At 70.4% G+C, this 18,852-nt stretch carries 13 protein-coding genes; 12 read left to right on the top strand and 1 reads right to left on the bottom strand.

The genetic code is table 11. From position 1 onward, the window contains the following. Positions 1–81 precede the first annotated feature (81 nt). From ACFQWG_RS07730 to guaB, 9 genes are all read left to right on the top strand, one after another. On the top strand, positions 82–1,134 hold the full coding sequence (locus ACFQWG_RS07730) for a LacI family DNA-binding transcriptional regulator (protein WP_380973974.1): 1,053 nt from the start codon (positions 82–84) through the stop codon (positions 1,132–1,134). Between the two features lie 169 nt (positions 1,135–1,303). Then, complete coding sequence (locus tag ACFQWG_RS07725; RefSeq protein WP_380973971.1) at positions 1,304–4,357, top strand: alpha-mannosidase; 3,054 nt, start codon at positions 1,304–1,306, stop codon at positions 4,355–4,357. 48 nt (positions 4,358–4,405) lie between these two features. Further along, positions 4,406–5,713, top strand: a complete 1,308-nt coding sequence (locus ACFQWG_RS07720) for an ABC transporter substrate-binding protein (RefSeq protein ID WP_380973968.1) — start codon at positions 4,406–4,408, stop codon at positions 5,711–5,713. A gap of 121 nt (positions 5,714–5,834) precedes the next feature. Then, complete coding sequence (locus tag ACFQWG_RS07715; RefSeq protein ID WP_380973965.1) at positions 5,835–6,677, top strand: carbohydrate ABC transporter permease; 843 nt, start codon at positions 5,835–5,837, stop codon at positions 6,675–6,677. Further along, on the top strand, positions 6,674–7,549 hold the full coding sequence (locus tag ACFQWG_RS07710) for a carbohydrate ABC transporter permease (RefSeq protein ID WP_380973962.1): 876 nt from the start codon (positions 6,674–6,676) through the stop codon (positions 7,547–7,549). The genes ACFQWG_RS07715 and ACFQWG_RS07710 overlap by 4 nt, the downstream gene beginning before the upstream one ends. After that, on the top strand, positions 7,546–8,859 hold the full coding sequence (locus ACFQWG_RS07705; protein WP_380973959.1) for a glycoside hydrolase 5 family protein: 1,314 nt from the start codon (positions 7,546–7,548) through the stop codon (positions 8,857–8,859). The genes ACFQWG_RS07710 and ACFQWG_RS07705 overlap by 4 nt, the downstream gene beginning before the upstream one ends. Beyond that, the gene (locus tag ACFQWG_RS07700) at positions 8,856–11,108 is read left to right on the top strand and encodes a glycoside hydrolase family 3 protein (RefSeq protein ID WP_380973956.1); all 2,253 of its coding nucleotides are present in this window, start codon (positions 8,856–8,858) and stop codon (positions 11,106–11,108) included. Before ACFQWG_RS07705 ends, ACFQWG_RS07700 begins: the two co-directional genes overlap by 4 nt. Then, positions 11,105–12,586, top strand: a complete 1,482-nt coding sequence (locus ACFQWG_RS07695) for a family 20 glycosylhydrolase (protein WP_380973953.1) — start codon at positions 11,105–11,107, stop codon at positions 12,584–12,586. Before ACFQWG_RS07700 ends, ACFQWG_RS07695 begins: the two co-directional genes overlap by 4 nt. 115 nt (positions 12,587–12,701) lie before the next feature. Beyond that, positions 12,702–14,222, top strand: coding sequence for an IMP dehydrogenase (gene guaB / locus ACFQWG_RS07690; protein ID WP_380973950.1), 1,521 nt, complete (start codon positions 12,702–12,704; stop codon positions 14,220–14,222). Positions 14,223–14,232: 10 nt separating this feature from the next. Here guaB and ACFQWG_RS07685 read toward each other — a convergent pair whose 3' ends face one another. Then, positions 14,233–14,946 carry an exonuclease domain-containing protein gene (locus tag ACFQWG_RS07685; protein ID WP_380973947.1) on the bottom strand — a complete coding sequence of 238 codons (714 nt, stop codon included), beginning with the start codon at positions 14,944–14,946 and terminating at the stop codon, positions 14,233–14,235. A gap of 135 nt (positions 14,947–15,081) precedes the next feature. Here ACFQWG_RS07685 and ACFQWG_RS07680 point away from each other — a divergent pair, with 135 nt between their 5' ends. The 3 genes from ACFQWG_RS07680 to ACFQWG_RS07670 all read left to right on the top strand — a co-directional run bounded on the left by ACFQWG_RS07680 (position 15,082) and on the right by ACFQWG_RS07670 (position 18,844). Further along, positions 15,082–15,780 (top strand): FadR/GntR family transcriptional regulator, encoded by a 699-nt coding sequence (locus ACFQWG_RS07680; protein WP_380973944.1) that lies wholly within the window; start codon positions 15,082–15,084, stop codon positions 15,778–15,780. Between the two features lie 296 nt (positions 15,781–16,076). Next, positions 16,077–17,537, top strand: a complete 1,461-nt coding sequence (aspA, locus tag ACFQWG_RS07675; RefSeq protein ID WP_380973941.1) for an aspartate ammonia-lyase — start codon at positions 16,077–16,079, stop codon at positions 17,535–17,537. After that, entirely contained in the window at positions 17,534–18,844 is a 1,311-nt protein-coding gene (locus ACFQWG_RS07670) for an anaerobic C4-dicarboxylate transporter (protein WP_380973938.1), read from the top strand. Before aspA ends, ACFQWG_RS07670 begins: the two co-directional genes overlap by 4 nt. The last annotated feature ends 8 nt before the right edge of the window (positions 18,845–18,852 follow it).

The raw sequence follows: 18,852 nt of genomic DNA, 5'->3' as shown, positions 1-18,852 counted from the left end.
TCCCCGCCGCCCCCGCCTGCCCGCCGTGGAGGCGGCCGAGGTCGAGTAACCTCATGGGAGTATTCCGAGAGGGGAGTCGGCGTGGCGGGTGGCACGAACAGGGCGGGCGGGCAGGGCCGTCGCCCTCGGGCACGCGACATCGCCGACGTCCTGGGTGTCTCCCAGACCGCCGTGTCGTTCGCCCTCAACGGGAGGCCCGGGATCTCGGAGGAGACCCGGGAGCGGATCCTCAGCAAGGTCCGTGAGATGGGATGGTCCCCCAACTCCGCGGCGCGGGCACTCACCGGCGCGCGATCCTCCACGCTGGGTTTCGCCGTGGCGCGCGCGCCGGAGGACGTGGGGTCCGAGGCGTTCTTCCTGCAGCTCATCGCCGGGATGCAGTCGGTCCTCTCCGCGCAGCGTTATGGTCTTCTCTTCCAGGTGGTCCCCTCGATCAAGGAGGAGATCGCCCTCTACCGTCGCTGGTCGGAGGAGAACCGCGTCGACGGCGTCGTCGTGGTCGACCTTCGTGTGGACGACGACAGGCCCCGCGTCCTCAAGGAGCTCGGCCTGCCTGCCCTCATCGCGGGCGCGCGGGACCCCCTGGGGAGGATCCCCTCGGTCTCGTTCGACGACGCGGTGGCCATGCGGACCGTGGTCGACCACCTGGTCTCCCTGGGGCACCGGGCCATCGCCTACGTGAGCGGCGAGCCCGCCTTCGAGCACATCCGGCGTCGTCGGGAGGCCTTCACCGCAGCGACGGAGGAGGGGGGCGTGGCCGCGGCCGTGGAGACGGCCGACTTCACGGCCGAGGACTCGGCACGGGCCACCCTGGCGGCCTTGGCCCACATGGACTCCCCGGGCGCGCTGGTCTTCGAGAACGAGGTCATGGCCGTCGCCGGCATCGAGACCCTGCGCACGCGGGGCCGGTCGGTTCCCGGCGACCTGGCCGTCGTCAGCATGGAGGACAGCCTGATCTGCACGGCGATGCGCCCCCAGATCACGGCCCTGCATCGCGACACGCTGCGTTTCGGCGCCGTTGCGGCCCAACAGCTGCGCCGCGCGGTCGACGGGGAGGATGTCCGCACACGGGACATGCCGCCCTCGCGCCTGATGATCCGCGGCAGCACGGACCCCTCGGTCGAGGCCGGATGACCGAGGGCGGGGCCGCGAAAGACCCGGTCCCGCCCGCAAGGTCACAATTCTGTCACGGTCTTTGCGCTCGAAACTAATGCGCATTAGTCTACTGGGAGACGGCAGGGCCGGACCCGCACGACAGCGCGTGGCGTCCAGGGAGCCCGGCGCGGCGTGAGGGAGGCATGTCATGCACGGTGGCACGGAGCACGTCATCGCACGGGCGCAGCGCGTGCTGCGCGAGCGGGTCCTTCCCCGCATCCACCGACCGGTGTCGGCGCTGGACGTCGCCGTGCGCGAGCTGTCCGGGGAGCCCGTCCCCGTCCAATCGGTGCTCGGCCCCCGCGCCCAGGCGCAGTCTTTCGCGGACTTCCGCGTCCCCGGCCCGTGGGGCGGGGCGTGGACCACGACATGGTTCCGGATGAGCGGCACCGTGCCGCAGCCGCCGCCCGGACGGCCCCTGGAGGCCGTCATCGACCTCGGCTGGTTCGACCACTCGGTGGGCGGCCACGTCGAGGCTATGGTCTACGACCGGGAGGGCCGCGCCCTCAAGGCGCTGCACCCGCGCAACGGCTGGGTGAGGGTCAGCGGACCGGGAGCGCCCACGGGCCTCGTCGGGCCGGACGGCTCATTCACCCTCTATATCGAGGCCGCGGCGAACCCGCTGCTCCTAGGCGTGCCGCCCTTCGTCGAGACGGAGTTGGGCGACGGCGTCCACGCCCAGGTCGACGAGCCCTACATCCTGCGGTCGGCCGCCCTGTGCGTGTTCGACGACGACGTCTGGCAGCTCGCCCGCGACATCGAGGTGGTGTCGGGGCTCATCGAGGAGGTGGACGCCGAGGAACCGCGGCACTGGAAGCTCGCGCGCGCCCTCGAGAATTGCCTGGACCTCTACGACGAGCAGGACCTGGACTCCGTGGAACCCGCCCGCAGCGCGCTGAGCGGCGTCCTGTCGGCGCCAGCGCACGCCTCCGCGCACGAGGTGAGCGCGGTCGGGCACGCCCACATCGACTCCGCCTGGCTGTGGCCCGTGCGGGAGGCCAGGCGCAAGGTCGCGCGCACGGTCGCCAACGTGCTCGCCCTCATGGACCAGGGCCTGCCCCTCATCTTCGCCATGAGCTCCGCCCAACAGTACGCGTGGCTGGAGGAGGACCACCCCGACCTCTACGCCCGCCTGGAGGAGCGCGTGCGCCGCGGCGACATCGTGCCGGTGGGAGGCACCTGGGTCGAGATGGACGGGATGCTTCCCGCCGGCGAGGCGATCGTGCGCCAGATCCTGCTGGGCGTGCGCGACTTCACCGACCGCTTCGGCTGGCGGCCGCGCGAGATGTGGCTGCCCGACAGCTTCGGCTACAACGCGGCGCTGCCTCAGCTGGCCCGCCGAGCCGGGTTCCGGTGGTTCCTCACCCAGAAGCTCTCGTGGAACGACACCACGCAGTTCCCTCACCACTCGTTCTGGTGGCAGGGGCTGGACGGCACCCGTGTGTTCACGCACTTCCCTCCCTCGGACACCTATGCGGCGGAGGTGACGGCCTGGGAGCTCCACCACTCGGTGGCGTCCTTCAAGGAGAAAGCGATCGCCGACCACTCGCTGCTGCTCTTCGGATACGGGGACGGCGGAGGCGGCCCCACCCGGGAGATGATCGGGCGCCTCGACCGGTTCCGCGATCTCGAGGGCGCGCCGCGCGTGGTCGAGGAGACCCCGGCCGCGTTCTTCGAGAAGGCGGCCGCCCAGTTCGAGGGCGCCGACGCGCCCGCCTGGTCCGGCGAGCTCTACCTGGAGCTTCATCGCGCGACGCTCACCACACAGGCGGGCATCAAGCAGGGCAACCGGCGGTGCGAGGCCCTCCTGCGGGCGGCCGAGTACCTCAGCGCCGCCGCCCACCTGCGGGCCGGGCATCCCTACCCCCTTGCCCGCCTGGAGCGGATGTGGAAGACGCTCCTGCTCAACCAGTTCCACGACATCCTGCCGGGCTCCTCCATCGAGTGGGTGAACCGGGAGGCGCGCCGCGACCTCACCTCCGTCGAGGAGGAGGCGCGGGACCTCGTCCGCTCGGCGCTGGCCGCGATGGGGGCTGACGGCGGCGGGGAGGGCCGCATCGTGCCCTTCGCCGCGCGCCCGCAGGAGGACTGGGCCGTCACCCGTCCCGGGGACGCCGCGGGGTGCGCCGCCTGGGAGGACGAGGACGGCCACATCCTGTCCAACGGCCTCCTGCGCGTGCGGGTCGACCGGTCGGGGCACGTCACCTCCGTCCGCGACCTCGACGCCGACCGGGAGCTCGTGCCCGAGGGCAGCGCCTTCGGAGCGCTCCAGGTGTTCCGCGACCAGCCCGTCCGCTGGGACGCCTGGGACCTCGACCGCCATGTGTTCCACACCCTGCGCGAGGTCGGGGACGCCGACAGCGTCGAGGCGGTCCGCGAGCCGGGCCGCGTCGGCGTCCGCGTCCACATGACGCTAGGGTCGTCCTCGTTCCGCCAGACATGGTGGCTGGAGGCCGCGCGGCGCGCGGTCGACGTCGAATGCGAGGCGGACTGGCAGGAACGCGAGCATCTGCTGAAGATCGCCTTCCCCCTGGCCGTCTCCTGCACCCACGTGGCGCACGAGACCCAGTACGGGTGGGTCGAGCGGCCCGTCCACCCGAACACGGCCCATGACGAGGCGCAGTTCGAGACCTGCACGCAGCGCGTCACCCACGTCGCCGATTCGGGCTACGGCGTGGCCGTGGTCAACGACTCCACCTACGGAGCCGACGTCTCCCCCCTGCGCGGCGGCACTCTGGTCCGGCCGTCGCTCGTGCGCTCGCCCCGTTTCCCCGAACCCCGCACGGACTTGGGTCCTCACCGTTTCGCCTGGTCCATCGTCGTCGGCGCCGACCGGTGCCAGGCCCTGGCCCGGGCCTTCGAGTTCAACGCGGCGCCCATCGCGGGCATCGGGGACGTGGAACCGCTGGCCCGGGTGGAGCCCTTGCGAGGCCGGATCGCGATCGACTGGATCAAGCTGGCCGAGGACGGGTCGGACGACGTCATCATGCGCGTCTACGAGCCGTTCGGCGCCCAGGCCCGGGGCACGCTCCGGCTGAGCCGGGAGCTGGCGCCGCGCACGGTGACGGAGACCTCCGTGTTGGAGTCCCCGGATGACGGGAGCGAGCTGGCCGGTGTCCTGCCCGACGGCGCCGTGGAGGCCCAGGGGGCGGTCCTGCGCCTGCGGCCCTTCCAGATGGCGACGCTGCGATTCACTTCCTGACGGCGCCCGCCGTCAGGTCCCCGATGAAGAGGATCACCAGGAGAGAACATGAGGACACAACGAACTGTCGGACTCGTCGGAGGGGCAGCCGCCTTCGCGCTGCTGCTCTCGGCCTGTGGGGGAGGATCGTCGGCCAGCGGCGGGCAGAGCGCGTCGGGCGGGGAGTCCGGCGACCTGAGCGGCTCCATCACCTTCCAGACGTGGAATCTCAAGAACGAGAAGTACACCCCCTACTTCGAGGGCCTCGTCTCGGACTTCGAGGCGGCCAATCCGGGCACCGAGATCACCTGGGTGGACCAGCCGGCCGAGGGATACCAGGACAAGCTCTCGGCGGACGCCGCCGCGGGATCCCTGCCCGACGTCGTCGACATGGGCCCCGAGGCCGCCTACACCCTGGCATCGGCCGGGGTCGCCCTGGACGTCGCGAAGGCGGACCCGGGCGCTGAGGATCTGTACCTGCCCAAGGCATGGGAGGCGATGACCTTCCAAGGCATCGACGGCGGGACCTACGGCTTCCCATGGTACCTGAACACCGGCCCCTCCTTCTACAACGGCGATCTCCTGGACCAGTGCGGGCTCGACTCGTCGACGCTCCCGGAGACCTACGACGAGCTCTTCGATGCGGCGGCGACCTTCACGCAGAGCTGCCCCGATGACACGTTCCTGGCCCGCACGCCGGTCATCGAGATGTTCGGCGAGTATGGCGTGCAGCTGATGAACGAGGACCACACGGAGTTCACGTTCAACGAGTCCAAGGGCGTCGAGCTGGTCCAGCGTTTCGCGGACCTCTACCAGAGCAAGGGACTGGACGAGGAGGCCCTCAACAAGCTCCAGACCGATGAGGTCACGGACTTCAAGGCGGGGACGCTGGCCTACATGTCAGGCAGCTCCTACACCCTAGGAGACCTCAAGGACACGGCCCCGACCATCTACGACGCGGTGAAGATCGGGCCCCGGATCAACAACGCCTCGCCGAACATGTACATCGAGTCGCTCGTGGTGAACTCCAAGTCGGAGAACCAGGACCTCGCGATCGCCTTCGCGAAGTACGTGACGGACGACGCCAACCAGCTGGCCTTCGCGAAGGCCGCCAATGTGTTCCCGTCCTCGGCGGGGACGCTGGACGATGAGTACTACACGAAGTCGGACGGCACGCCCGAGTCCGAGCTGATCGTCGAGACCGCCCAGACGGTCAAGGACGCGACCGTGTGGTGGCCGCCGGAGTTCTCCAGCGCCGACGCGGACTACCTCAAGGACCAGATCGCCCAGGCGCTCCTCGGCCAGAAGGACGTCCAGGCGGCGCTCGACGACGCCGTGGACTACGCGAACCAGCGGCTGGGGGCAACAGGCAAGTGAGCGCATCGGCCGCAGCGGCGCCGATCCTCGACGGGGACGGGGGACGGACGACACCGCCGCCTACTCCCGTCCCCGCCGCGGGCTCGGCACCCATCGTCGTTGGTTCACGCCGTGGCTGTTCGTGGCGCTGGCGCTGGCCGTCGTCGGCGGCTTCCTGGTGCTGCCATTCCTCGGGACGCTCCGCCTGTCGGTGACCGATGCGACGCTGCTGCGACCCGGCAGCTTCATCGGACTGGAGAACTTCCGGGACCTCTTCGCCGACCCCAGGTTCCGCACGGCCCTGCTGAACTCCTCCCTGTACGTCGTGTGCGTCGTGCCGTTCATGATGGTGCTCCCGCTGATCCTGGCAGCGCTGCTGGCCAAGAGCGGCCCCCTCATCGGCTTCTTCCGCACGTCGATGTACCTCCCGGTGGTCATGTCCTCGGTGGTCGTCGGCCTGATCTGGACCTCTCTGCTGGACAAGCGCGGCCTCATCAACGAGTCTCTCGCCACGCTCAAGGCCATCACCGAGCCGATCCCCTTCCTCACCGACCGCTGGCTCCTGCTGTTCTCCGCGATGGTCGTCACGATCTGGACGGGCCTGGGCTACTACATGGTGATCTACCTATCGGCGCTGGCCAACATCGATCCCGCCCTCTACGAGGCGGCCGCCCTCGACGGGGCCGGAACCGTCCAGCAGTTCCTCCATGTGACGATGCCGGGAGTGCGCTCCACGATGGGCCTCATCGGCATCCTGTCCTCCGTGGCCGCGTTCCGCGTCTTCGGGGAGATCTACGTCCTGTCCAACGGGACCGGCGGCGTGGGCGGCCAGGACCTCACGATGACGATGCTCATCCAGCTGGAGGGCACGGGCCTGCAGGCCCGCACGGGGTACGCGGCCGCGATCTCGATGGTGATGTTCGTGGTCCTGGGAACGTTGCTGGCCGTCCAGCTGTACGCGCAGAACCGAGGTGACGAGCAATGAGCCGGATCGCTGTTCGCAGGGCCGGCGAGGCCCCGTCGCGGAGCTGGCGCCGGGTGTCCGGCGGGCAGGCCCTGCGCTACCTCGTGCTGGTCCTGGGTTTCGCGGCCATCGTCGGCCCGCTGCTGTGGCAGGTGTCCCTGGCCTTCAAGGGGGCCGGCGACGACCTGTACGCCCGCCCGCCGTACCTGATCCCCCACGACCCCACCTTCGAGAACTTCACCGAGGCCTTCAGCCGCGTCCCGATCCTGCGCTACGTCGCGAACTCGGTGATCGTCGCGGCCATCGACATCGCGGGCAACGTGGTGGGTGCGAGCTGCGCGGGATACGCCCTGGCGCGGCTGCGGTTCCGCGGACGGGGACTGGTCACCGGCGTGTTCGTGGTCGGGCTGCTGGTCCCCGTCGAGGCCGTGATCGTCTCGCAGTTCCTCATCGTGCGCGACCTGGGGCTGGCGAACACGCTGTTCGCCGTCGCCCTTCCCGGCCTGGTCACCCCGATCAACGTGCTGCTCATGCGCAACGCGTTCCTCGGGATCCCGAAGGAACTCGAGGAGGCGGCGATCATCGACGGCGCGAACGCGTGGCAGCGCTTCGCCCGCGTGTGTCTGCCCCAGGTCAAGGGGGTCGTTGCGGTGACGGCGATCTTCGCCTTCATGGGCGCCTGGAACGACTTCCTGTGGCCGCTGATCGTGGCCTCCGACGAGAGCATCTACACCCTGACCCTGGGCCTGAACCGCCTGCGCGGCACGTTCTACTCGGATCCCCGGCTCATCGCCGCCGGCACGATCATCGCCCTCGTCCCGATCATCGTGGTGTTCGCCCTGGCGCAGAAACAGTTCTTCAGAGGCCTGGAAGCAGGAGGAATCAAGGGATGAACGAGCCCCGGACCCGGGTCCGAGCCGGCGTGAACTACACCCCCTCGCACGGGTGGTTCCACTCGTGGAGGCATGTCGACTGGGGCGCGGCGCGCGAGGACCTCCAGGCGATCGCCTCCCTCGGCGCCGATCACGTGAGGATCCTCCCGATGTGGGAGATCCTCCAGCCCAATCGGACCTACATCGACCCGTCGGCCGTCGAGGACGTGGCGCGGATGGTGGCGATCGCCGGAGAGGCGGGGCTCGGCGCGAGCGTCGACGTCTTCCAGGGGCACCTGTCGAGCTTCGACTTCGTGCCCGCCTGGCTGACCAGCTGGCACCGGCGCAACCTGTTCACGGACGCGGAGGTCGTGGCCGCCGAGGCCGACCTCGTGCGGACTCTGGATGCGGCTTTGGCCGGCATCCCCGCTTACGAGGCGCTCACTCTGGGCAACGAGGTCAACCAGTTCGCCGACGAGCCGCATCCCACGCCGATGCGCATCGACTCCGCGCAGGCGGGCGCGTGGCTGAGGACGCTGCTGGGCGCCGGTTCCCCGCGCGGCGGGGCTCGGCGCGCGCTCGTCCACGCGGCGTACGACGCGATCTGGTTCAAGGACAGGCATCCGTTCCTCCCCGCGCACGCCTCGAGGCTCGGAGACCTCACCGTCATCCACTCCTGGGTCTTCAACGGCACCGCCCAGAGGTATGGGAGCTCGTCGACGGAGAGCCGCCGGCTGGCGGAGTACCTCATCGAGCTGTCGGCGGCCTTCGCCGAGGATCCGCTGCGGGGGGTGTGGCTGCAGGAGATCGGGGCTCCGGGCAACGTCATCCCCGAGGACGAGGCCGGCGACTTCTGCCGGCACTCACTGCTCAACGCCGCCGGATGCGCGTCGTTGCGGGGCGTGACCTGGTGGTGCTCTCATGACATCGACGAGGGGCTCGCGGACTTCCCGCCCTTCGAGCATCGGCTGGGGCTGTTCGACACCCGGGGGAGGGTCAAGCCGCTGGGCGAGGCCTTCGCTGAGGTGGCGCGCGATCTGCGTGGCTGTCCGGCGCCCGAGGCCCGGACCCGCGCCATTGTGATCCCCGTGGACGAGGAGGACGTGCCGGTGTCGCGGGGCGCGCTCGGCCCGGGAGGATCCGTCTTCGAGGCGTGGATGGAGCGGGCGCGGGCCGGCGAGCGGCCGGCCCTCGTGACCTCCAGGACGGCGGAGGACCCGGCGGATCTCACGCGACGCGGGATCGCGGACGCGCACACCGTGGCGGGAGGGCTCTCCGGGTCCTACTCGGGGGTGTCGGATCCGTCCGTCCCGAGGATGGCGCGGCCATGACGCGGGCGGCCGCGGGCGAGCCGGGCCGTGGGACGGCCCGGGCGGGCGACGACGTCGAGTCCCTCGTGGCACGGACCCTGAGCGAACTCTCGCTGCGGGAGAAGGTCGGACAGCTCAACCAGCGCCTCCTCGGGTGGGAGGCCGTCGAGAGGCGAGGGGGCCGCTGGCGGCTGACGGACGCGTTCCTCCGCGAGGCCGAGAGGTGGTCCGGGATCGGCGCCCTGTACGGGGTCCTGCGCGCCGACGCCTGGTCGGGCCGTTCCTGGGACGACGGGATCGGGCCCGACGACCGCCGCGAGGTGGTGGAACTGGTCCAGGACGCCGTGCGCGGGGCATCGCCCCGGTCGATCGGCGCGCTGATCGTCGAGGAGGCCCCCCACGGGCACCAGGCCCTGGGAGGGACCGTGCTCCCGACGAACCTGGCGCTCGCGGCGACATGGGACCCCGACCTGGTCCGTGAGGCCGGTGAGGCGGTCGCCGCGGAGCTCTGGTCCTCGGGCGTGGACATCGCGCTGGTCTCTGGGCTCGACGTGCTCCGGGACCCCCGGTGGGGACGCGGCGAGGAGTGCTTCGGCGAGAGCGCCGCCCTGGCGGCCGAGATGGCGCGGGCCGTCGTCGAGGGCATGCAGGGACGGGACCGGGGCCGGCTGGGCGCGGGCGGTGTCGGCGTGGTGATGAAGCACTTCGCCGCCCAGGGCGAGGCCGCCGGCGGGCGCAACGGACAGTCCTCGATCATCGGGGCGCGGGACCTGGAGGAGATCCACCTGCGGCCCGCCCGCACCGCCGTCAGCGCCGGCGCGGTCGGGCTGATGGCCGCCTACAACGACATCGATGGCGTGCCGTGCTGTGCGAATCCCTGGCTGCTCACCACGTGGCTGCGGGAACAGGAAGGGTTCGACGGCATCGTCATGGCCGACGGCCTGGCCGTCGACCGTCTCGCCGCCCTGGCGGGGACGCTGCGGGGCGCCGGACGCCTCGCGCTGCTCAGCGGCGTCGACATGTCGCTGTGGGACGAGGGGTTCACGACCCTAGTGGAGACGGCCGTGGAGGATGCCGCCGTCGCGAACGCGGTCGACGAGGCCTGCCGGCGGGTCCTCAGGCTCAAGGCGAGGCTCGGGCTGCTGCGCGCGCCGGACCCGGCCGCGGCCCCCGGAGCCGGAGCGGAGCCGTTCTCACGCACGGGCGCCGACCTGGACACGGCCAGACGGAACACGGAGCGGATCTCTGCGCGCGCCGCGCGGGAGTCCCTGGTCGCGCTGACCGGGGATCTGTGCCCCCTGGCGGGCATCGGTGGGCCGGTCGCCGTGCTCGGCCCCTACGCGGAGGACATGGAGTGCTTCCTCGGGGACTACGTCTCCCCTCTACCTCCTGAACGCCGCACGAGCGTGCGGGCGGAACTCGGCCGGATGCGTCCCGTCATCGACGGCCCCGCCGGCTTCGAGGAAAATCCTGGAGCCTTCCGCGAGGCCTCGGCGGTCGTCCTCGTCCTCGGCGGCACCAGCCAGCGCTCCTACGCCGACGAGTTCGACGCGAACGGCGCGGCCCGAGCCACCGTCGCCACCTCGGGGGAGGGCGTGGACCTGGCCGATGTGTCCCTGCCGGAGGACCAGGTTGACCTGGTCTGGCGGGTCCGAGCCGCGACGGCCGCGCCCCTCGCCGTCGTCATCGTCTCAGGGAGGCCGCTGGTCCTCACCGGCATCGAGGAACCGGCCGACTCGATCCTGTGGGCCGGCTACGCCGGCCCACACGGCCCGGCTGCCGTGGCCGAGGCGCTGACGGGCGCATACAGGCCGGCCGGTCGGCTGCCGGTGACACTCCTGGCGGACCCGGGGGCGATCCCGCTCCACCACGACGACCGCCATCCGGGTGAGGACGTTTACCGGGACACCCCCCGCCCGGTCCTCCATGCCTTCGCCGATCACCGGCTGGGCGCCGGCGACCCGGCGGTCGACAACCTCACGGTCGAATGGCCCGAACGGAACAGGGCGACGATCCGCGTCCACCTCGATGGCGGGCGCCCGGAGGGCGGAGAGGCCGTGGTCGCGGTCTTCGCCAGACGCACCGGGGGTTCGGTCGTCCCCCGTCTGTCGGAGTTGCTGGCCTTCGGCCGACTGAAGGTCCCCGGTGAGGGGCTGGCCTGCGAGTGGTCCGTCTCGGCGACCGACCTGTTCGGCTCCGACGATGACGGCACGGCCTGCGAGCTGTGGACGGATCCGCGCCACCGGTGCGTGGTCACCAGCCGCCGGTGAGACGCGATCCGCCGCCGGCGTGGCCGGCGCTGCCCGTCCCCGGTAGCCGGGCCCTCACCGGCGGACAGTGGGTCCCGGGGGAGGCGACGCGCGTCGTGGTCGAAGCGTCCCGCCGCTGGGTGCTCCTGGCGGAGGCCCGCCGGATCGCGGACGAGCTCGGACGCCTCACAGGCCTCCCGGCGGCCGTCCTCGACGATGCGGAGGGACCGCCTCGTCCCGGTGACATCGTGCTCGGCATGCGCGGGGGAACCTCCGCGGCCCGCGAGGGCTTCGTCATCACGACGGGGCGGACCGTCGAGGTGATCGGCGGCTCCGCGACCGCGGTCTTCCGCGCGACGAGGCAACTGCTCCAGGTTCTGCGCGCGACCGGGGGCGTGCCTCGAGGGCGGGTCGCCAGCGCCCCCCAGGTGGCGGAGCGGGCGCTCAACCTCGACATCGCTCGCAAACGCTACACGGTGGGCTGGATCGGGGACCGGATCTGGGAGATGGCCGACGTCGGACTCACCGCTCTCCAGCTCCACTTTTCGGAGAACGAGGGGGTGGGGGTCCTCAGCGAGGATCTCCCGTCCGTCGCCTCGCCCGGGGCCTTGCGCCCCGGCGAGGTGGAGCGCCTGGTCGCACTGGCCGGGGATCTGCACGTCGAGGTGATCCCCTCGCTCGACATGCCCGGCCATCTCGGGCATGTGCTTCGGTCGTTCCCGGACCTGCGTCTGAGGGACGCCCGGGGAGCCCCTGTGCGCGGTGCCCTCAACCTGGCGGATTCCCGCGCGTGGGACCTGGCGGAGCGGCTGATTGACGCCTACCTGCCGCTGTTCCCCGGCTCCTCGCGCTGGGCGCTCGGCTGCGACGAGTTCGTGGACTTCGACGACGTCGCCCGCTATCCGGAGCTGTGGCGGGCGGCGGAGGAACGGTGGGGAATCGGCGCCACCCCCTTCGATCTGTTGACCGCCTTCGCGAACGCGATGGGCGAGCGCCTGAGGGCCCGAGGAGTCATCCCGCGCGTGTGGAACGACGGGATGTTCCGCTCCCGCCGAGTGAGGCCTGACGCGCGCACGGAGACGATGTGGTGGTCGAACTGGAGTGAGCGGATGGTCCCTCTGGCCCGGGCCCGGGAGGACATGGGCGCGGTGGTCAACGCCGATGACCGGCATCTCTACTACGTGCTGGGCGAGAACGCGGGGTACGCGCATCCGACGGCGGAACGCCTGTGGGCCGATGACTGGCACCCCGGCCTGTTCACCCCCGCCCGCGGCGGTCCCCAGGAGATTCCCCGCCCTTATCCCGCGCGGCTGAGGGGCGCGATGCTGTCCGTGTGGGGGGATCGTCCCGACGCGGAGGACCAGCAGGAGGTCGCGGAGCGGCTGGGCCCCCTGATGCGCGCCTTCGCCGAGCGCTCGTGGAACGGCGGATCGCAGGTCGGCGTGGAGGAGTTCCTCGCGATCAGCGCCCAGCTGGCGGGGTCCCCCGACCGGGTGTGACGGGGACGGAGCCGCGGCGGGGGAGGGGCCCGCGCCCGCGTGAGACTCACCACGGGGCGGCCGGAGGACCCGTCCGGCCAGGGGAGAGGGCGGAAGACCCCCCTACACTTGGCCCATGGGTGACTTTGACGCGACCGACCCCTTCGCCCTCATGGGCCTCACCTACGATGACGTCCTCCTCCTTCCTGAGATCACGGATGTCGTTCCCTCCGATGTGGACACCGCATCGCTGTTGACCAAGGGCATCAGCCTCCACGTGCCGCTGGCCTCGGCGGCTATGGACACCGTCACCGAGGCGCGCATGGCGATCGCCATGGCTCGCCAGGGGGGGATCGGGATCCTCCACCGGAACCTGTCCATCGAGGACCAGGCGCAGCAGGTGCGCCAGGTCAAGCGCTCGGAGTCCGGCATGGTCGAGGACCCCGTGACCATCGGCCCCGACGCCACCATCGAGGAGCTGGACGAGCAGTGCGGGCACTACCGCGTCTCCGGCCTCCCGGTGGTCGACGACGACGTGCTGGTCGGCATCATCACGAACCGCGACCTCCGATTCGTCCCGACCGACCAGTGGGCCACGCTGAGGGTCCGTGACTGCATGACGCCGCGCGAGCGTCTGATCACGGGGGGGACGGGGATCTCGCGCGAGGCCGCGAAGAGGCTGCTGGCCGACAACCGCATCGAGAAGCTCCCGCTGGTCGACGAGTCGGGCCGTCTGACGGGACTGATCACCGTCAAGGACTTCGTGAAGACCGAGCAGTACCCCTACGCCACGAAGGATGATCGGGGCAGGCTCGTGGTCGGCGCCGCCATCGGCTTCTGGGGCGACGCATGGGAGCGGGCCCAGGCGTTGGCCGAGGCCGGCGTCGACGTCCTCGTGGTCGACACGGCCAACGGCGGCGCGAAGCTGGAGCTTGAGATGGTCCGCCGCCTGAAGTCCGATCCCGCCTTCGCCGGCGTCCAGGTGATCGGCGGGAACGTCGCCACGACGGAGGGCGCCCAGGCGCTCATCGACGCGGGGGTCGACGCCGTGAAGGTGGGGGTCGGCCCCGGTTCCATCTGCACGACCCGGGTCGTGGCCGGTGTGGGCGTCCCGCAGATCACGGCGATCCATCTGGCAGCCCGGGCCTGTGGCCCCGCCGGCGTGCCGCTGATCGCGGACGGCGGTCTGCAGTACTCGGGCGACATCGGCAAGGCGTTGGTCGCCGGGGCGGACACCGTGATGCTCGGTTCGTTGCTGGCCGGGTGCGCGGAGTCGCCGGGAGAGCTGGTCTTCACCAACGGCAAGCAGTACAAGCGCTACCGCGGCATGGGCTCGCTGGGGGCCATGAGCTCGCGTGGGCGCAGGAGCTACTCCAAGGACCGCTACTTCCAGGCCGATGTCGCCTCCGATGACCAGATCGTGCCGGAGGGGATCGAGGGGCAGGTGCCCTACAGCGGTTCCCTGGCGGCTGTGGCCTACCAGCTTGTCGGCGGGCTGCACCAGACGATGTTCTATTTGGGCGCCGCGACGATCCCGCAGCTCAAGGCCCGCGGCCGCTTCGTCCGCATCACCTCCGCGGGCCTGCGGGAGTCCCATCCCCACGACGTCCAGATGACGACGGAGGCCCCGAACTACCACGGCGCCGGAGCGAAGTGACCGCCTGACCTCAGGCCTGGGGCCAGGTCCGGCAGACGTCGTCCGTGCGTCCCCGGGAGCGCAGCCACTCGCCGAAGCGGTCCGCCCACCTGCGGTGGGCCTCGACCTGGAAGCGGTGGATCCCCGCGCCGTCCATCTGGGCGATCCGGGGGAACCGCGCGGCCATCGCGGCCAGGACGTCCAGGGTCATCTCCACGTCGACCTCCGCCGTGTGGGCGTCGGGCGCCAGCGCCACGCCGTAGGCCGGGGCCATGAGCGCCAGCGTCTTCTTGCCCTTCCTGTAGCGGTCAAGCTCGCGGTCCAGCACCAGCGGGTCGATGACGGGTGCGGGGTCCGACCCCAGCCGCTCCTCCAGGGAGCCCAGGTCGTGGCGGCGCAGCTCGTTGTCGACGAGGGAGAGATCGTAGGCCGCGTTGAAGGCGACCACCGGGTGCCCCTGACGCCAGTGGTCGATCAACGCCGTCGCGACCTCGTCGAGCACCTCGACGACGGGGCGCCCCTCGGCGCGGGCCCGTTCGGTCGAGATGCCGTGGACGGCGGTGGCCCGGGCGGGGATCTCGACACCGGGGTCGGCTAGCCATGTGCGCTGAACGTCGGGCGCGTGCGGGGAGCGCCCGCCCTCGGCGCGCAGGACCAGGGCGGCGGTGACGAGGCGGTCGGTGCGCACGTCCACGCCCGTCGTCTCCGTGTCGAACCCCAGCCAGGGGGCATCGGTCCAGTTCATGACGTCTCCTTCGTCGGGTGGTCCCAGTGTGCTCCCCCGCACCGGCATCTGGGGCATCCGGGTCCACCGGCCGGGCGCGTAGTCTGTCCTCGGTGTGACGTCGTGGGGAGGCTCGTGCGCGAGACAGGAGGAGCCATGCCGGAGCCGGGGGATTCCAAGGTGACCCGGGTGATTGCCCATCTGCGCGCGATGGTCGCCGAGGGGCGGATGAGGCAGGGGGACCGCTTCCCGTCGGAACGGATCCTCGCCCAGGATCTCAAGCTCTCGCGGGCGGTCGTGCGCGAGGCCCTGTCGGCGCTGGAGCTGTCGGGAGATGTCGAGCGCTGCACCGGTGACGGGTCGTACCTGGCCGTCGCCCCCGAGAGCTTCGGCGAGTCGTCCTCGATCCGGATGGCGGCGGGCCTCGACCTGGTCGATGCCATGGAACTGCGCATGGACCTGGAGATCGCCGCGGCGGCGCTGGCGTGCAGCCGCGCGAGGAGATCCGACATCCTGCGCCTGGAGGCCGGGGTCGAGGCGATGAGCGAGTACCTCGAGGAAGAGGACTACGAGGCCTATCTGGACGCGTCGATGGACGTCCATGTGGCCATCGGGCGCGCCGCGCACTCCCGGCCCCTGGCCGACTCCCAGATGGAGATCACGGAGACGGCCCGATGCGACCAGTGGCTCCTGGCGGAGCACTACACCCCGGCGATCGCGCAGACCTCCTTCGAGGAGCACAGCGCGATCGTCCAGGCGATCAGCGCCAGGGACGTCGCGGCCGCCGTGGAGGCGGTCAAGCGCCACTACGAGAACTATCCGACATTCGCCAAACTCGACCACGTCGAGAGGTGATCCCGGCTCCGCCCGTCCGAGCCTCCTGCGAGGTCGCTCCCGCCTGAGACGCCTGCATTCGGTGATGTTCCTCTCATCAAATGGTCAGGCCGTTTGTCCCGGTCGGAGCCGATTCTGGGATGCCCGCCGGTGTCTGCCACCTCGCGTTCCCCCGAGAATCGCCGAATTGGCGTGTCTTCGAGAAGAACGACCTACACTGGTCAGACCGGTTGCCCGTTGGTAGGCCAATGGCCGGCCAATGAGCGGGCGGTGCGCAACGACGCGTGGTTCTGCCCACTGAATGATCAGGAGATGACATGAAGGGCCAATCAGAGCCGGGGACACGGATCGAAGTGGATCTGCTCGGGAGCAAGCCTGTTCCTGTGGATGCCTATTACGGGGTCCACACAGAGCGCGCGAAGGAGAACTTCCGGATCTCGGGGCGCCAGATCCGCGACTACCCGGAGTTCGTCCGAGCCATGGTGATGGTGAAGAAGGCGGAGGCGCTGGCCAACGGAGACCTGCACGTCCTGCCGGCGGCGACCGTCGAGGTCATCGTCCGGGCCTGCGACCTGGTTCTCACGGAGGGCCGGTGCCTCGACCAGTTCCCCGTGGACGTTTTCCAGGGCGGAGCCGGGACCTCCGTCAACATGAACACCAACGAGGTCATCGCGAACCTCGCCCTTGAGTTGCTGGGCAGGCCCAAGGGCGAGTACTCGGTGATCAACCCCAATGACGACGTCAACAAGTCGCAGTCGACCAACGACACCTATCCGACGGGGTTCCGTCTCGCGGTGTACCAGATGGTCGAGCCGCTCAAGGATCAACTGCGGCTGCTGGCCGCGGACTTCCGCGATGTCGGCTCGAAGCACGCGAAGGCGCTGAAGATGGGCCGCACGCAGCTGCAGGACGCCGTGCCGATGACGGTCGGCCAGGAGTTCAACGCGTTCGCCTCGACGGTGGAGGAGGAGATCCGCCACCTCGAGTACGTCTGCAAGCTGCTGCTGGAGATCAACCTGGGGGCCACGGCGATCGGCACGGGCCTCAACACGCCCGACGGGTTCCCCGAGGTCGTCACCCGCCGTCTGTCCGAGGTCAGCGGGCTCGAGGTCGTGCGCGCTCCGAACCTCATCGAGGCCACGTCCGACACGGGCGCCTACATCGCCGTCCATGCCGCCTTCAACCGGGTGGCGGCCAAGCTCTCGAAGATCTGCAACGATCTGCGCCTGCTGTCCTCGGGGCCGCGCGCGGGCCTGGGCGAGATCAATCTGCCCGAGATGCAGGCGGGCTCCTCCATCATGCCGGCCAAGGTCAACCCTGTCATCCCCGAAGTCGTCAACCAGGTGTGCTTCAAGATCATCGGCAACGACGTGACGGTGACGCTGGCGGCCGAAGCCGGACAGCTCCAGCTCAACGTCATGGAGCCCGTCATCGCCCAGTGCATGTTCGAGAGCGTCGAGCTGCTGACCAACGCCGTGCGCACGCTGCGGGAGAAGTGCGTCCAGGGCATCGTCGTCAATGAGGACCGCTGCCGGGACTACGTGATGAACTCGATCGGCATCGTCACCTACCTCAACGACCTCATCGGCCACCACGAGGGCGACCTGGTGGGCAAGGAGTGCGCGGCCACGGGCAAGTCCGTCCGCGAGGTCGTCCTGGAGAAGGGGCTGCTCACGGAGAAGGAGATCGACGAGGCCCTCTCCGTCGAGAATCTCATGCACCCGCGCTACATGGGCGAGACCTTCACCGACAAACCGGAGACGGAGATCGTGCCATGATCTGGATCCAGTTCATCGTCGTCCTGGTCTTCATCCTCATCGGTGCCAGGATCGGGTCGATCGGCATCGGCCTGGCCGGCGGCGCGGGCGTCATCGTCCTCGGCCTGCTGGGGCTGCCGGTCGACCCCGAGACGGGCATCCCGTGGACGGTCCTCGGCATCATCATGACCGTCATCGTCGCGGCCTCGGCCATGCAGGCCGCCGGCGGCCTGGACTACCTGGTCGGTCTCTCCGAACGGATGCTTCGCAGAAACCCGAGGCGCATCACGTTCTACGCCCCGATGGTCACCTACCTGATGACGCTGCTGTGCGGGACGGGCCATGTGGCCTTCTCGACGCTGCCCGTCATCTCCGAGGTGGCGAAGGAGGAGGGGATCCGCCCCTCACGGCCCCTGTCGATCTCGGTCGTAGCCTCGCAGGTGGCCATCGCGGCCTCGCCGATCTCCGCGGCGACGATCGCCATGACCGCCGCGGCCCAGCCCGCGGGAGTCGAGTACTACCAGATCCTCCTCGTCGCGATCCCCACGACCTTCGTCGGGTGCATGGTCGGTGCCCTGGTGGCCTCCCATCAGGGCTGCGAGCTGCAGGACGATCCGGTCTACCAGGAGCGCGAGGCCAAGGGCCTGGTGTCGCACACGAAAACCGAGATCGCCAAGGCCCCGGTCGGCGCGAAGCGCTCGGTCGGCGTGTTCCTGGTGGCCATCATCATCGTCATGCTCTACGCGATCCTGATCTCGGACAACCTGGGACTGGTGGAGAACCCGCCGTACCCCCGTGAGGCCGCGATCATGATCATCATGCTGACGGCCGCGATGGTCATCGTCCTGTGGTGCAGGACGGATCCGACCAAGGTCGCCACCGGATCCGTCTTCCGCGGCGGGATGTCCGCGGCGGTGTGCATCCTGGGCGTCGCCTGGCTGGGCAACACCTTCGTCAACGGGAACCTGGACGCCATCAAGGCGGCGGGCGGCGGGATCGTCGAGAGCGCGCCGTGGCTCCTCGCCGTGGTCCTGTTCTTCGCCTCCGCGCTGCTGTACTCGCAGGGCGCGACGACTGCCACGCTCATGCCAGTCGCCCAGGCGCTGGGGGTCGCCGGCTCCGTGATGGTGGCCTCGTTCCCGGCCGTCACGGGCCTGTACCTCCTGCCGACCTACCCGACGACGGTCGCCGCCGTCGAACTGGACGACACGGGATCGACCCGTATCGGGAAGTACGTGTTCAACCACCCGTTCATCCTGCCCGGCACCGTGTCCGTCATCGTGGCCGTGCTGATCGGCTTCCCCCTGGCGAAGCTGGTGGTCGGCTGATGGAGCGG

Source organism: Schaalia naturae, from assembly GCF_042665795.1.
Lineage (GTDB): Bacteria > Actinomycetota > Actinomycetes > Actinomycetales > Actinomycetaceae > Pauljensenia > Pauljensenia naturae.
Note: the sequence above shows the minus strand (reverse complement) of the source record. Positions and strands in the feature narration are given on the sequence as shown.